This is a genomic window from Flavobacterium sp. MK4S-17 (genome assembly GCF_009848495.1).
Taxonomy (GTDB): domain Bacteria; phylum Bacteroidota; class Bacteroidia; order Flavobacteriales; family Flavobacteriaceae; genus Flavobacterium.
The window spans coordinates 1-14802 of the sequence record NZ_WWEP01000023.1; the positions used below are offsets into that span (position 1 = coordinate 1).

11 protein-coding genes, 1 tRNA gene and 1 pseudogene are annotated in these 14802 nt (G+C 39.5%); 11 read left to right on the forward strand and 2 right to left on the reverse strand.

Going from position 1 to position 14802, the window contains the following annotated elements:
- A pseudogene (locus tag GSF09_RS09030) lies at window positions 1–3237 on the reverse strand (hypothetical protein); the annotation flags it as partial.
- Window positions 3238–3413: 176 nt separating this feature from the next.
- Complete coding sequence (locus tag GSF09_RS09035) at window positions 3414–4946, reverse strand: alpha-amylase family glycosyl hydrolase (RefSeq protein ID WP_159800625.1); 1533 nt, start codon at window positions 4944–4946, stop codon at window positions 3414–3416.
- 220 nt (window positions 4947–5166) lie between these two features.
- On the opposite strand from GSF09_RS09035, the gene udk reads away from it, so the two are divergent.
- The 11 genes from udk (at window position 5167) to GSF09_RS09090 (ending at window position 14774) form a co-directional block, all read left to right on the forward strand.
- Window positions 5167–5775, forward strand: a complete 609-nt coding sequence (gene udk / locus GSF09_RS09040; protein ID WP_159800626.1) for a uridine kinase — start codon at window positions 5167–5169, stop codon at window positions 5773–5775.
- 115 nt (window positions 5776–5890) lie between these two features.
- The gene (locus GSF09_RS09045) at window positions 5891–6238 is read left to right on the forward strand and encodes a septum formation initiator family protein (RefSeq protein ID WP_159800627.1); all 348 of its coding nucleotides are present in this window, start codon (window positions 5891–5893) and stop codon (window positions 6236–6238) included.
- Between the two features lies 1 nt (window position 6239).
- Window positions 6240–7616 carry a methylmalonyl-CoA mutase subunit beta gene (locus GSF09_RS09050; RefSeq protein ID WP_159800628.1) on the forward strand — a complete coding sequence of 459 codons (1377 nt, stop codon included), beginning with the start codon at window positions 6240–6242 and terminating at the stop codon, window positions 7614–7616.
- A gap of 5 nt (window positions 7617–7621) precedes the next feature.
- Window positions 7622–9754, forward strand: coding sequence for a methylmalonyl-CoA mutase (gene scpA / locus GSF09_RS09055; RefSeq protein WP_201309344.1), 2133 nt, complete (start codon window positions 7622–7624; stop codon window positions 9752–9754).
- 86 nt (window positions 9755–9840) lie between these two features.
- Window positions 9841–11070 (forward strand): hypothetical protein, encoded by a 1230-nt coding sequence (locus GSF09_RS09060; protein ID WP_159800630.1) that lies wholly within the window; start codon window positions 9841–9843, stop codon window positions 11068–11070.
- Between the two features lie 57 nt (window positions 11071–11127).
- Window positions 11128–11757, forward strand: coding sequence for a carbonic anhydrase (locus GSF09_RS09065; protein WP_159800631.1), 630 nt, complete (start codon window positions 11128–11130; stop codon window positions 11755–11757).
- A 55-nt stretch (window positions 11758–11812) separates the two neighbouring features.
- Window positions 11813–11920, forward strand: a complete 108-nt coding sequence (locus tag GSF09_RS09070) for a 30S ribosomal protein THX (RefSeq protein WP_159800632.1) — start codon at window positions 11813–11815, stop codon at window positions 11918–11920.
- Window positions 11921–11965: 45 nt separating this feature from the next.
- The gene (locus GSF09_RS09075; RefSeq protein WP_159800633.1) at window positions 11966–12424 is read left to right on the forward strand and encodes a GyrI-like domain-containing protein; all 459 of its coding nucleotides are present in this window, start codon (window positions 11966–11968) and stop codon (window positions 12422–12424) included.
- Window positions 12425–12486: 62 nt separating this feature from the next.
- Window positions 12487–12560: transfer RNA gene (locus GSF09_RS09080), tRNA-Pro, on the forward strand.
- A 281-nt stretch (window positions 12561–12841) separates the two neighbouring features.
- Window positions 12842–13813 (forward strand): hypothetical protein, encoded by a 972-nt coding sequence (locus tag GSF09_RS09085; RefSeq protein ID WP_159800634.1) that lies wholly within the window; start codon window positions 12842–12844, stop codon window positions 13811–13813.
- Window positions 13814–13892: 79 nt separating this feature from the next.
- On the forward strand, window positions 13893–14774 hold the full coding sequence (locus GSF09_RS09090) for an SDR family oxidoreductase (RefSeq protein WP_201309342.1): 882 nt from the start codon (window positions 13893–13895) through the stop codon (window positions 14772–14774).
- Window positions 14775–14802: the final 28 nt, after the last annotated feature.

Here is a 14802-nt window from a genome sequence, read left to right on the forward strand (position 1 = left end):
TTCACCTACCGTACTACTACCGCAAAATACTTGCGCAGCAGCCACAGGAGCAGCAGGCAGTTCATTGACGGTTACCTCAACAGCAGCCCTTGGGCTTTCACAGGCTCCAACTATCTGTGCTGCATAATACGTACCTGTGGTAAGTACTGTATCACCCGTTAATGCCTCTGTGCTGTTTTCGTCGGCATACCAAAGTACATCTTCAATATCAGCTTCCAGTTCGCCTACTGTACCGCTGCCACAAAAACTCTGCGCAGCAGCCACAGGCGTGGCAGGTAACTCATTTACTATTATTGTTACCAAAACCTTTTCACTTTCGCAACCATTTACAGTTTGTGTAACATAATAAGTACCTGTAGCAAGTGCTGTATCATCTGCAAGTGGCTCTGTTGTTGTTTCATCTGCATACCACGCCGAAGGGTTTGTACCATCTATAGCAAGGTCAGCCACAGTTGCAGTGCCACAAAATTCCTGTATCATTACTGTAGGCACAGGAACTGCATCACATTCGGTAGTTACTTCAATTATGTTTGAGTTTAAAGAGGTCTCAGTAGTACGTTCTGCCCTAACCCTGTAATAGTAAGTAGTGTTGGCAGCCACTCCTGTTACTTCCTGGCTGTTGCCGGCTACAAACAGGTTTTCATACCCTTCAACAAAAGAAGGCTCAAATTGTTCAGGGACGGTATAAACAAGATTATCTATAGCAACAAATATATTAGCCCCGGCAGAAACATTTTCTATCCTTATTTTACAATCTTCATTTATAGTAAGAGTGCTGTTGCTAAAATTGGCTGTTGTAGCTGTAAATGGCAAAGTAGCTAACTCGGTTACCGTTGAAAAATCAGTACCTGTTAATATACTTACCTTAACCTGCCCGTTGGTAAACAGTTTCCTGTAGTATTTAAATTCAAGCGAGGAAAGCCCTCCCTCTATTACACCTGACTCTATTGAACCATTTTCCTTAAGTGCAATTTCTTTACCATCATCACCGGTAAAATCAGTACGTGCATCCACTACATCCCATTCCATTCCCTCACCGGTAAACTGACCTGTATAAATATTAGCCCCATTATCAGGCAGATTTTCAAAAGTTTCGGTTATTGTGGCTTCATCTATTGTTGTGCCAAATGTTTCCATAGTACTTACATCAAGCCTGTATCCTGTGGCGGAAGCAACCGCATCCCAGTTGGCTGTAAAACCTGTTGAAGCTATATTGGTAGCATCAGTAGCAACAGGAGCTAAAAGCTCATCCAGTGTTTCAACTGCTATAACATTAGAATTTGCAGTTGTTTCAGCATTATTATAAGCCCTAACCCTATAGTAATAAGTTACCCCCTGCTCTAACCCTGTTACCTGGTAAGATGTAACGTTACTAACGTTAAGCCCGTTAAATCCTGCCACAAAATCAGGAACACTACTGCTTGCAGATGTATAAATAAGATTATCAATTACAACCCTTGCACCTAAATTATTGTCAAGCCTTATCTTGTAATCGCCTGTTATAGGCTCAATAAAACCACTGTCAAACATTGCTATGTCACTCAGGTTGTAGGGTAATGTTCCCAACACTGTTGATGTGGAAAAACCTTCGCCGGAAAGAATAGTTACTGTAATTTCTCCTCCTGAGCCTGTTGTAAAAAGCTGCTGCGCTTCAAACTGTATGCGTGAAATACCTCCTGAAATAGGGCCTGAAAGTATATAGGCGCCATCTGCGTTTTGAAGCCCTATCGCATTATTATCAGTATAAATTTCCTTATCCGTACGGGCTTTAAAAGCCTGCCATTCTGTACCATCATCACCTGTCCACTCCCTTGTATCATAAGAACCTATGCCATTTCCTGAAGACCCCATAGGTATATTGGTAAAAGTTTCTGTTACAGGTACACCGGGCCCTTCTATTGAAAAATCAGCATTGGTGCTAATATCAAGATAGTAACCATCTGCATCATCAACAGCATCCCAGTTAGCTGTAAAACCTGTAAGATCAAGCGCTGTAGCATCTGTTGCAACAGGTACCTGTAAAGGTGAGGTGGTTGCTGTTGAAATTACATTTGAATTGACAGATGTTGCGCTTGGATGATAGGCCCTTACCCTGTAGTAGTAGGTAGTACCATTCTCAAGTCCTGTAACTTCATAAGATGTTACATTGCCTACATTAACCCCTATCATGTTTTCCGGCATTGATTCTCCAGGGTCAAAAGTAGGTGAAATGCTTACATCAAGGTAATATCCTGTTGCAGCGGGCACAGCATTCCAATTGGCTGTAAAACCTGTATGCCCTACAGCTGTAGCTGCGGTGGCTACCAGAGCATCTATCTCATCATCTAAAACCTGTACCGAGATTATATTGGAGTTATCCGATGTCATATTTGAATTTTCAGCACGTACACGGTAGTAATAAGGTGTATCCGGCTGTATACCCATAGTAACTTCTTTAGAAAGCCCTGTTACCGAAAGATTATCATAATTTTCAAGAATATCGGTAAAAGCATTATCCGTAGCAACATCCAGCCTGTAGCCTGTTGCGCCCGCAACAGCTTCCCAGTTGGCCGTAAAGCCTTCAGATGAAACCCCGGTTGCAGCGGTTGCCACAGGGGCTGCCAAAACAGCCATTTGTACTGTACCGTTAACCTCTAAAGCCTCTGCACCACCTGTAAGGTAGTAATTACCGGTACTGCCTGTGGGGTTTATCCTGAATTTGATAACGGTTCCCGGGGCAACATCCTGTAAAGCAGCTATACCGGACAGGTTTATTGTACCTGCTGTTCCCGAAGTACCTCCTGTTGAAGTTGTACTTGCAGAACCTGCTGAAGCAAAAGCACCTCCGCCAACAGAGTAATATAATGTGTAACCGCTTGGCCCCGAATTTGACCTTCTTGTCCTTGTGCCTATACTTGAAAGGCTAACGCTGTAGCCGTTTTGCGCCACTACGGTAAAATGGAAGCTATTATTATCTGTTGTAGCGCCAGACCCCGCATTCCAGCCACCGGATCCTCCCCAGCAACTTGCCGCCGAACTTCCGCCTGTAGCTATAGACGAACCCCTTACCAATCCTGAAGTTGTTAAATTGGCATTTATATTTTCAGGATTCCATGGCGAAGGCCCAAATGACGAAAGGCCGTTGGCATTCCAGTTAATTAACTGTGCGTTGGCATTTAAAGTAAAAAAGCTTATTACAAGAAAAACAAGCATTTTAAATAACGTTGTTTTACCTGTAAAAGTAGTTTCTTGTTTCATTATGGTTTTGGTTTAAAAATTGACACTTTGTCAAAAGTATGAACCACATACCACTATAGGGTTTACAAGAAATAAAATAAACATTAAGTTTTTGTTAACCAATAATTTATATTGCAAAAATTATTATTATGCAGCTTTTTTTGGAGTAAGCTTTTTAGTGCGTGTCGCCGCTTTTTTTAATACAACCTCCACACCTGCACATCATAAGGAGGCATAATTAAAGTCCTGCCACCTTTTGAAACGCGTCCGGCTTCGCTGCCAATAAGCACTTTAGGATTGTTCACATTTATAGTTTCCTGTATTGAAAGTGCCTGCTCCTCGCCCGATAAATTAACAAACACCAGCACTTTTTCACCATTATATGACCTGGTGAATGAAAACACTTTATCATTGCTGTTTTTTGCCTGTTTATACTCTCCCAGTGCCACCGCTTTTTGCGACCTCCTTATATGAATAAGCTCTTTATAAAAATTCCATAACGATTTTTTGTCTTTGCGCTGCTCTTCAAGGGAAATGCCGTCGTTAGGCTTCATATTGGTATTATCCCACCACATCCCGGTATCTTTATACCATAATGCCATGCCTTTACCCTCTCCGTCGGCATACCATTCAAAAGCCTCGCGTATCGGAATGTCGTTACCATCGGTTTTTCCTTTTAGCTGCGTCCCTTTCATGCCTATTTCCTGTCCATAATAAATAGAAGGTATGCCGCCAATAAGTATGTTGAGCGCTGCAGCAACTTTAAGCTTTCCCAGGTTCATCCCCTCTTCCGATGCAAATCGACTGGTATCGTGGTTCTCTAAAAAAACCACCTGCTCCTTGCCTTTGGGCATATAATTAAATGTACTGTCGGCAGCGGCAGCAATTTTTTGCTTGTCAAAAGTATTTATGGCATATTTTAGCCTGAATGCAAAAACCCTGTCCACTCCGCCTTTTGTTAAATAATCATGCCCGTACGAAGCCCAGTCAGCCTGCTCGGCCACAATTTTCAAATCAGGGTTAATTTTCTTTAAATCGGTTAGTAAAGGCTGCCAAAAGTCGGCAAACAGGTTAGTAAGCTTCCCTGAGTTATCAAGGTTATCCATCATGTGGTCAAGCCTGAAACCGTCAACCCCATCTGCAAAATTACCATCTCCGTCAGGGTCGGCCCAAAATTTCAAAACATTAAAAGTGTATTCCTTAACCTTTGGGCTTTTCATGTTTACCACTATAATCTGCTCCTTTTTGTTATCATACAATGTAAATTCAGGAATATCAAAAAAGTAATAAGGCTTTTCATTATTCTTATCATTATAATACAAGTATTCACTGTACTCTGATTTGGGGTTTTTATAAGATTCTGTAAACCAGGGGTGCCTGCCTGTTACATATTGCATTTCAACATCCTGGTATATTTTAAACCCACGCTGGTGGGCTTCCCTCACCAAATCACGGTAATTTTTCATAACCCCGTATTTAAGGTCTATCTTTTCAAAATTGGTTGCAAAATAGTTATGGTAAAAATCTGACTGGTATAGCGGTGTAAGCAGTATTGAGGTTACCCCCAGTTCTTTAAGGTAATCAAGCTTCTGCCGGATACCCTCAAGGTCACCGTGCCCGTCGCCGTTACTGTCATAAAAGCTCCTTTGAAAAACATGGTAAATTACTTCCTGCGAATTGGCAGTACCAAAACACAGTAGGCATACTAATAGGGTTACTATTTTTTTCATCTTGATGTCTTAAATATAAATGTGTCCGTTTCCGGATAAAGTTTATTTTCAAATATAAGTTTATTTCCTTTTTGCTTTAGCTTTTTTTAATTGTATTTGAACAACTTTTCGCAAAAGGATGAACCTGTATTAAATTCTTAACCCAAAAATTACTTTGGCAGATAGGAACGCCATATTTAATTGCTATTTTTGCAAAAAAATAAATAACACAATTACAAGCATGCTTATTATAGGAATTGCAGGGGGAACAGGAAGCGGTAAAACTACCGTTGTACACCAGATTATGAATGAATTGCCTCAAACTGAAGTAGGCGTAATTTCGCAGGACCACTATTACCACGAAACCAGCAACCTTAGTTTTGAAGACCGTTCCAAAATAAATTTTGACCATCCCCGCGCTATTGATTTTGAGCTTCTTACCTCCCACCTTAAAGATTTAAGGGAGGGCAAAGCCATAGAGCAGCCTGTATATTCGTTTGTAACCCATAACCGTACTGACGATACTATTTTAACCCACCCGAGGAAGGTAATGATTGTGGAGGGAATACTTATATTATCTGACCCCAAACTAAGGGAACTTTTTGATATAAAAATATTTGTGCATGCCGATTCTGACGAAAGGCTTATACGCCGCCTTAAACGTGATATTGCAGAAAGAGGCAGGGATATGGATGAGGTACTGAACCGCTACCAGACTACATTAAAACCTATGCATGAACAATTTATTGAGCCTACAAAAGCCCATGCCGATATTATTATCCCTAATGATAAATACAATACCGTAGCCATTGATGTGGTTAGGGCGGTAATAAACCAAAGGATATTATAATTTCCCAATAAGGGTGTATTGCATATTTGCTTCTATCAGGAGGCAAATAGCACTGCTTTCTTTACGTTTCATTAAAAAAAAGCCATTACTTTGTAATAGTTTGTAAATTTACAGCATGAAACTTTTCAGCAAATTAACCGCCAAATACCCTGTGCTTAAAATTTTAGGCAACAGGTATGTACTGGTTATTTTGCTTTTTGCAGTATGGATAGTTTTTATTGATAACTATTCCTTGTATTTTGACCACCCTGTGCTTGATAAGGAAATAAGGGAACTTGAAGAAAACAAACAGTATTACCTGCAGGAAATTAAACGCGACAGTGCTGCCATAAAACAGCTTAAAAACCCTGACCAGACTGAAAAGTATGCCCGCGAAAAATATTATATGAAGCGTGAAAACGAAGATATTTATATAATTGAATATGAAGGGGACACTATTGGCAAAGGGAAAAAACCGCTATAACATGAGTGAAAATCTTTTTAATGAATTTGAACCCGTTTCTTCCAAACAGTGGAAACAGCTTATACAATATGAACTGAAGGGTGCCGATTATAATGAAACACTTATTTGGGAAAGCCCCGAAGGTATAAAGGTTAAGCCTTTTTACCACCATGACGAGTTTAAACGCACTGTTGCCCACTCCGGTGTACTGCCTGCTTTTTCAATATGCCAGGATATTTATGTGCATGACCTTGAAAAATCAATAGCGCGTGCTGCCAACTCCCTTTCAAGAGGTGCGGAAAGCCTGCGTTTTACCATTGAAGATAAAAATACCGATATTGAGGCATTGCTGTCTGCCCTGCCTTTGGAAACCGTTCCGGTTTATTTGAATTTATCATTCCTGTCAATCGATTTCGTAAAAAAGGTTGACGCTGTTGCCAAAGAAAAAAAGGCTGTAATCTATGTGTTTTCCGACCCGGTTGGCCACCTTGCCAAAGACGGAAACTGGAACAACAGTATGGATAAAGACCTTGATGCTTTAAATACTTTATCCATAGCCTGTACAAACATCCATTTTCTATCAGTAAACGGTAGCCTGTATCAAAATGCCGGTGCCAATTACATACAGCAGATTGCATATACACTGGCGCATGCCAATGAATATTTTAACGCCATAGCTACCATCCACAAGCCCATGGTTATTCAAATGGCAACAGGCTCAAATTATTTTTTTGAAATTGCCAAGCTGCGTGCACTCAGGCAAATTTTTGGCGTAATAGCCTCTGAATACGGCCACAACCCGGAATGCCACATTATAGCCACACCTACAAAACGCAATAAAACACTATACGATTATAATGTAAATATGCTGCGTACCACTACAGAATGTATGAGTGCGGTATTGGGTGGGGCAAATGCTGTTTGTAACCTCGCATATGATGCTATTTATCATAAGGACAATGAATTTGGCGACAGGATTGCACGTAACCAACTGCTGATACTTAAGCACGAAAGTTACTTTGACAAAGTTACCAATGCTGCTGATGGTTCTTATTACATAGAGGAATTAACACAGCAGCTTGCCGAAAGGGCATTGGTACTTTTTAAAGATATTGAGGCCAATGGTGGTTTCCTTCGCCAGTTAAAAGAGGGAACTATACAGAAAAAGATACAGGAAAGCGCAGCAAAAGAACAGGAACTTTTTGACAGTGGCAAAGAGATATTATTAGGAACCAATAAATATCCTAATAAAAATGACAGGATGAGTGATGATTTGGAACTTTACCCGTTTGTAAAGAATAATCCAAGGAAAACACTTATTACGCCTATAGTAGAAAAAAGGCTGGCAGAAAAAACAGAACAGGACAGGCTGGACAGCGAAAAAACCGTACAGGAATAGTTAAAATTATGAGGAAAGACCTTCAACATATAAAACTTGGCAGCGAAAGCAAAAACACTACAGTACAAGGCAGTACTTTTACTACCGCCGAAGGTGTGGTTATTAAAGAAAATTATACAGAAGATGATATAACAAAGCTGGAACACCTTGATTTTGGTGCCGGATTTGCACCTTATCTTCGCGGGCCTTATGCCACCATGTATGTGCGCCGCCCCTGGACAATCCGCCAGTATGCAGGATTTTCTACCGCTGAGGAGAGTAATGCTTTTTACCGCAGGAACCTTGCAGCAGGGCAAAAGGGACTGTCTGTAGCATTTGACCTTGCCACGCACCGTGGCTATGACAGCGACCACGAGCGTGTTGTAGGCGATGTCGGCAAAGCCGGTGTTGCTATTGACAGTGTGGAGGATATGAAAATCCTTTTTGACCAGATACCTCTGCATGAGATGTCTGTTTCTATGACCATGAACGGCGCTGTACTGCCCATTATGGCATTTTATATTGTAGCTGCAGAAGAGCAGGGTGTGCAGCCCGCACAGCTTTCGGGCACAATACAAAATGATATCCTGAAAGAATTCATGGTTCGCAATACCTATATCTATCCTCCTGCGCCTTCAATGAAAATAATTGCTGATATATTTGAATATACCTGCAAAAAAATGCCGAAATTCAACTCTATAAGTATATCGGGCTACCATATGCAGGAGGCCGGTGCTACTGCCGATATAGAACTGGCATATACACTGGCAGATGGGCTGGAGTATATCCGCACAGGGCTTGCAGCAGGCATGAAGATAGATGAATTTGCCCCACGCCTCTCTTTCTTTTGGGCTATAGGGATGAATCATTTTATGGAAATTGCCAAAATGCGCGCCGGGCGTATGCTATGGGCTAAACTTTTAAAGCAATTCAATCCGCAGGACCAGAAATCGCTTGCTTTACGCACCCACTGCCAAACAAGTGGCTGGAGCTTAACAGAGCAAGATCCGTTTAATAATGTGGCACGTACCTGTATTGAAGCTGCCGCCGCTGCCTTTGGCGGAACACAGTCCCTGCACACCAACGCACTTGATGAGGCTATAGCCCTGCCTACCGATTTTTCGGCGAGGATAGCGCGAAATACACAAATATACCTGCAGGAGGAAACAAAGATTACCAAAACGGTTGACCCGTGGGCAGGGAGCTATTATGTAGAATCCCTTACCAATGAAATAGCCCAAAAAGCATGGGCACTAATTGAAGAAGTAGAAGAGCTTGGGGGGATGACAAAGGCTATTGAAGCCGGAATACCAAAACTGCGCATTGAAGAAGCTGCCGCACGCAAACAGGCACGTATTGACAGCGGGCAGGACATAATTGTGGGCGTAAATAAATACCGCCTTGAAAAAGAAGACCCACTTCACATTCTTGAGGTTGACAACCAAACAGTGCGCCGACAGCAGATTGAGCGACTTGAGCAAATAAAAGCTTCAAGGGATAATGTAAAGGTATCGGAGTGCCTGGCAAAACTTACAGAAGCAGCAAAAAGCAATAAAGGCAACCTGCTGGAACTGGCAGTTGATGCTGCAAGGCACAGAGCTACACTGGGAGAAATAAGCAATGCTTTGGAAGAAGTTTACGGCAGGTATAAAGCACAAATAAAATCGTTTAGCGGAGTGTACAGTAAAGAGATTAAAAATGACGTGAGCTTTGAAAAGGCAAAACAGCTTGCAGATGAATTTGCGAAGCTGGAAGGCCGCCGCCCACGCATTATGATTGCAAAAATGGGGCAGGACGGCCACGACCGTGGTGCAAAGGTAGTTGCCACCGGTTATGCCGATGTAGGCTTTGATGTGGATATTGGCCCATTGTTTCAAACACCTGCCGAAGCTGCCAAACAAGCTGTTGAGAATGACGTACATATTCTTGGTGTGTCATCACTGGCTGCGGGGCATAAAACCCTGGTGCCGCAGGTTATTGAAGAACTAAAAAAATATGGGCGCGAAGATATTATGGTAATTGTGGGCGGAGTTATACCTTCACAGGATTACCAGTTCCTTTTTGATGCCGGAGCCGTAGCAGTATTCGGGCCGGGAACCAGGATAAGCGATGCTGCTATTAAAATACTCGAAGTGCTTATTAAAGGTTTTGAAAATTAATCAATAATATCTAATTTGGATTGTCCCAATCTTACAATTTTATTACCCTATAATAATTGATTTTTGGCATATCAATTATTATAATTATGAAATATTATATCAATATTTTATTGTTGCTTTACTGCAATATTATATTGGCTCAGGACAAAGAGGCTTATCTTAACGATAACAAATGGGACATTACAAAACCATTTACTTTTACAGAAACAAATGCCAGGCTTATAGGCTTTGGAGCTTACCATGGAAGTGCTAAAACCGAAGATGCAGAATTAGCATTAGTAGCGTCTTTATGCAAAAATAACGGCCTGCGCTATTATGTTGCAGAAACCGATATGGCCATAGCCTGTTTTTTAAATGAATACCTTAAATCAGGTGATGAGGTATTACTTAAAGACCTCATTATACATTATGGCACCCGAATACCGCAGGAACGTACTGTGGAAGTTTTTGAGAAATGGAGAAAGCTGAAAAAAATTAATGATGCACTGCCCGAAAATAAAAAGCTCACAGTTATTGGGCCAGACCCCGTAGTAACTTATAAATATTATTACAGGCTTTTGCTAACGCTGATTAAGGATAAAGAATGGCACAAGGCAAAACAGCTTCAAAATACCGTTATAACAGACACAACTGATTATTCACCTTATTATAATAGCTTTAGTAAAAAACAACTCTCTGGATTTGTAACCGATTATGAAATAAATAAAGCTGAATATTTGGGAAAAATTACAGACAGGGAAAAATTTGAAGATGTTATTACTCTTTTAAAAACAAGTTTTAGGAATTATAACAGGGAAAAAGAAATTTACAATAATTATATAAAATTATATAATAAATACAATCTGCAAAACGAACTTGTATTTGCCCGCTACGGCTTTTTCCACCTGCTGAAAGCTAAGGAAGGTAATGCTGCTTCATTTTTTACGCAATTGCTGGAAAATAATATTTACAATAATGAAAGCCTGATAAGCATTATTGGGTATTTCAATAAATCGGAGGTGATATGGGACGATATTTTTAAAGATGGTGAATATTCCTACTCTACTACCAGTGTTGAAGGAACCGGGGATAGTGGCAATGAATATTTCAGTGGCATTGATGCATTTAAAAAACAAAAAATGTCTGACTTAACTCTTTTCAGGCTCGACAGCAGTAACAGTCCTTACAGTAAATCCGGCTGCATAGACCTCATCCAGGTTATAACTCCTGAAAAATCAGCTATTGATTATAATGGCCAAACAACAACTTCATTTATAGATTACGCATTGCTTATAAGTAATTCCAAAGCTGCAAAATCAATATTTACATTACCGTAACTTTTAGTTGACGCTTAAACCAATTTACCATACTTTTATAAACCAAATTATACAGGTATGGACATAAAAAAAGTTTTTGAAAATAACCGCGACTGGATTAATACCCAGCTGGCCAAAGATGAAAGATATTTTGATAACCTATCGGAAGGGCAGTCGCCCGGAATATTATACATTGGCTGTTCAGACAGCCGCGTAACTGCGGAAGAGCTTATGGGCGGAGCACCCGGAGAAGTATTTGTGCACCGCAATATTGCCAACATGGTACCAAATACCGATTTAAATTCTATGTCGGTTATTAATTATGCAGTAGTACATTTAAAAGTTAAGCATGTAGTAGTTTGCGGGCATACCAACTGCGGTGGTATAAAAGCAGCTATGCAAAGTATGGATTTAGGGATATTGAATCCATGGCTAAGAAATATACGTGACGTGTACCGCCTGCACCGAAAAGAACTGGACAGTATTGATGATGATAACAAACGTTATGATCGACTTGTGGAACTTAATGTACAGGAACAATGTATTAATGTTATAAAAACGGCAGAAGTACAGCAGGCCATAAGGGAACGCGGCCTTACAGTGCATGGTTGGGTATTTGACCTGAGAAGCGGGAAATTAATAGACCTTGCTATAGATTTTGAAAAAATAACCAGCGATATAGTTAACATTTACCGTATCGGTTCCTGATTTTTTTATTTTTGAAGGTAATTTTTATATTTGAAAGTATAGAAACCTTCAAATTATGGGAAAAGGAGATGTAAAAACTAAACGAGGAAAAATTTGGTGTGGCTCTTATGGTGTTAAACGCCGTAAAAACAAAACAGAAGGGAACAGTTCTCCCGCAAAGTGATAATTTAAAGGCAGCAATAGCTGCCTTTTCAATTCCTAAAAAATCATGAATAACTTAGAAACAATATACCTGACAGGTATAGCCCTTAAGGAAAAAACAACAAATGAAAATAACCAGGCAATGCAGGATTGTGGCAGGCTTTGGCAGGAATTTGAAAGTAAGGGCTACTTTAGTAAAATTGATAACAAGCTTGAAAATAAAATATATGCTGTATACTATGACTATGAGGGCGACCACACAAAACCTTACTCTTATTTTATAGGATGCCGTGTGGCTGCAGGAAGCCTTGCACCTGAGGGAATGGAAAATATTGTCATTCCGCCAGGTAATTATAAAATAATTACTGCAAAAGGAAAAATGCCCGACTGTGTGGCTGATGCATGGCGTACTATATGGAATTCGGATATTAAAAGGGCTTACAAAGCAGATTTTGAAATATATGACGGGGAATCTTTTGACTGGAATAATGCCGAAATAGCTATTTTCATTTCAGTAGAACAATAAAATAAAAGATGTTGTTTTTTTTATTTATGCAAAACAATATATATTTGCGCACCTTTAAAATTCGGGATGTAGCGCAGCCTGGTAGCGTACTAGCATGGGGTGCTAGGGGTCGCTGGTTCGAATCCAGTCATCCCGACAACTTATAGAAAACCGCCTAATCTCTTAGGTGGTTTTTTATTTATAACAGCTAAAATTCAGCCATTTACAATGCTTCAGCTATTTTTTATATTTATACTGTTTCACTTATTTTTAATATCAAAAGGCATCCTTTTAGGCATATAAAATTTTACTGACCTTTATAAAATACATAACTATAAAAAGCATATTGTTTAATCATTATATTTACAGTATTAACTGGTCATAATGCTGCGTCATCAAATAAAATTTTCATTAGTAAACTGATACCATAAATAAAAAATGATTGAAGAAATTGATTACGGCTCTTTCTTAAAAAAGCAATTTGTAACCCGAGAAACTATAACTGCAAAATATATAAAGTGCGAAAATTGTAGTGCCATATTCTCTATAAATCTTGCATCGCCTACAACCTGCTCTTTTTGCGCTTCACCTTTAATTACTGGAAGCGCTTACGAAGATACTATTATCAAACCTAAATCAATATTACCTTTTAATATAAGCATTGATAAGGCAAATGAAGAATTTAGGAAATGGATTGAAATGCTAAGGCTGGCACCTGATAATTTATATGAAATAATAAGCCTTGGCAATTTTACAGGTATTTATATTCCGTATTGGACGTACGGCATTATTACTAATAGCGAATACACGGGGGAAAAGGGAATATATTACTATGAAAATGAAAGTTATACAACAACAGAAAATGGAAAAACGGTTGCCAAAAACCGCAGAGTAAAAAAAATACGTTGGTATTCTGCAAAAGGCAGTCTCAAAATGATGTTTGATGATGTACTGATTAGTGCAACTAAATCGCTCCCTGAAAAATATATAAAAAAACTTGAGCCTTGGGACTTAGAAAATTTAGTGCCCTTTAGGGACATCTACTTAAACGATTATAAAACTGAAAAATATCAGGTTAATTTAGAAGAAGGTTTTGAAGCTGCCAAAAAAATTGCTACTCCTGAAATAAGTTTAACGATAATGAATAAAATAGGAGGTGATGAACAACGTATTTTCACTGTAAATACCCAGTATACAAATATAACGTTTAAGCATTTACTGCTTCCTATATATACATGTGCTTATAATTATAATGGAAAGAAATACCAGTTTTTAGTTAATGCTAGGACTGGAGAAGTACAGGGGCAGCGCCCTTATAGCTGGATTAAAATAACAATATTGGTGGTTCTTTCCTTAATTGAGATAGCTTTAGTTATATACTTATATATGTATTGTGCAAATAAATATTAGTATAAAAAGGTTTATCTTCCACTGAATTGTCGTGAAGTATATTACTGCTTTAATTATCTTTACAATAAATACATAACTGATGAACTACACTCAAAAAATGCTTCGTGATGATGCGCTTACAGATAAAGTTATTGTTATTACAGGCGGTGGTAGTGGCCTGGGTAAAGCAATGACAAAATATTTTATGGAACTTGGTGCAAAAGTAGCCATAACTTCACGCGATATTGAAAAATTACAAAACACTGCCAAAGAACTGGAAAGCGAAACCGGCGGGCAATGCCTTGCTGTACAGTGCGATGTACGTAATTATGATGAGGTAGAAAATATGCTGAAAGCTGTATTAAAAGCTTATGGAAAAGCAGATGTGCTGCTAAATAATGCAGCAGGCAATTTTATATCACCTACTGAAAGGCTTTCGGCTAATGCGTTTGATACTATTATAGATATTGTGTTGAAAGGTTCAAAAAACTGTACGCTTGCTTTTGGCAAACACTGGATTGATACAAAGCAGGAAAAATCTACCATACTTAATATTGTAACCACCTATGCCTGGACAGGCTCTGCTTATGTAGTGCCCAGTGCAACGGCAAAAGCAGGCGTACTGGCAATGACCCGAAGCCTTGCAGTAGAATGGGCTAAATATGGTATCCGTTCTAATGCTATTGCACCGGGCCCCTTCCCTACTAAAGGTGCCTGGGACAGGTTGCTGCCGGGCGACCTTAAAGATAAGTTTGACCTTGCTAAAAAAGTACCGTTAAAACGTGTGGGCGATCATCAGGAGCTGGCGAATCTTGCTGCTTACCTGGTTTCTGATTTTTCTGCTTATGTAAATGGGGAAGTAATTACCATAGATGGCGGCGAATGGCTTAAAGGTGCAGGGCAGTTTAACCTGCTGGAAGCAATACCCGATGAAATGTGGGACATGCTGGAAGCTATGATTAAAGCCAAAAAGAATAAATAATATACATTTTGATGCAGGTTTACAGCCT

Bases quoted from the DNA above. Each gene is read 5' to 3' on its own strand.
- GSF09_RS09035 (WP_159800625.1), bottom strand. From the start codon at position 4,946: ATGAAAAAAATAGTAACCCTATTAGTATGCCTACTGTGTTTTGGTACT.
- udk (WP_159800626.1), top strand. From the start codon at position 5,167: ATGCTTATTATAGGAATTGCAGGGGGAACAGGAAGCGGTAAAACTACC.
- GSF09_RS09045 (WP_159800627.1), top strand. From the start codon at position 5,891: ATGAAACTTTTCAGCAAATTAACCGCCAAATACCCTGTGCTTAAAATT.
- GSF09_RS09050 (WP_159800628.1), top strand. From the start codon at position 6,240: ATGAGTGAAAATCTTTTTAATGAATTTGAACCCGTTTCTTCCAAACAG.
- GSF09_RS09060 (WP_159800630.1), top strand. From the start codon at position 9,841: ATGAAATATTATATCAATATTTTATTGTTGCTTTACTGCAATATTATA.
- GSF09_RS09065 (WP_159800631.1), top strand. From the start codon at position 11,128: ATGGACATAAAAAAAGTTTTTGAAAATAACCGCGACTGGATTAATACC.
- GSF09_RS09070 (WP_159800632.1), top strand. From the start codon at position 11,813: ATGGGAAAAGGAGATGTAAAAACTAAACGAGGAAAAATTTGGTGTGGC.
- GSF09_RS09075 (WP_159800633.1), top strand. From the start codon at position 11,966: ATGAATAACTTAGAAACAATATACCTGACAGGTATAGCCCTTAAGGAA.
- GSF09_RS09085 (WP_159800634.1), top strand. From the start codon at position 12,842: ATGATTGAAGAAATTGATTACGGCTCTTTCTTAAAAAAGCAATTTGTA.
- GSF09_RS09090 (WP_201309342.1), top strand. From the start codon at position 13,893: ATGAACTACACTCAAAAAATGCTTCGTGATGATGCGCTTACAGATAAA.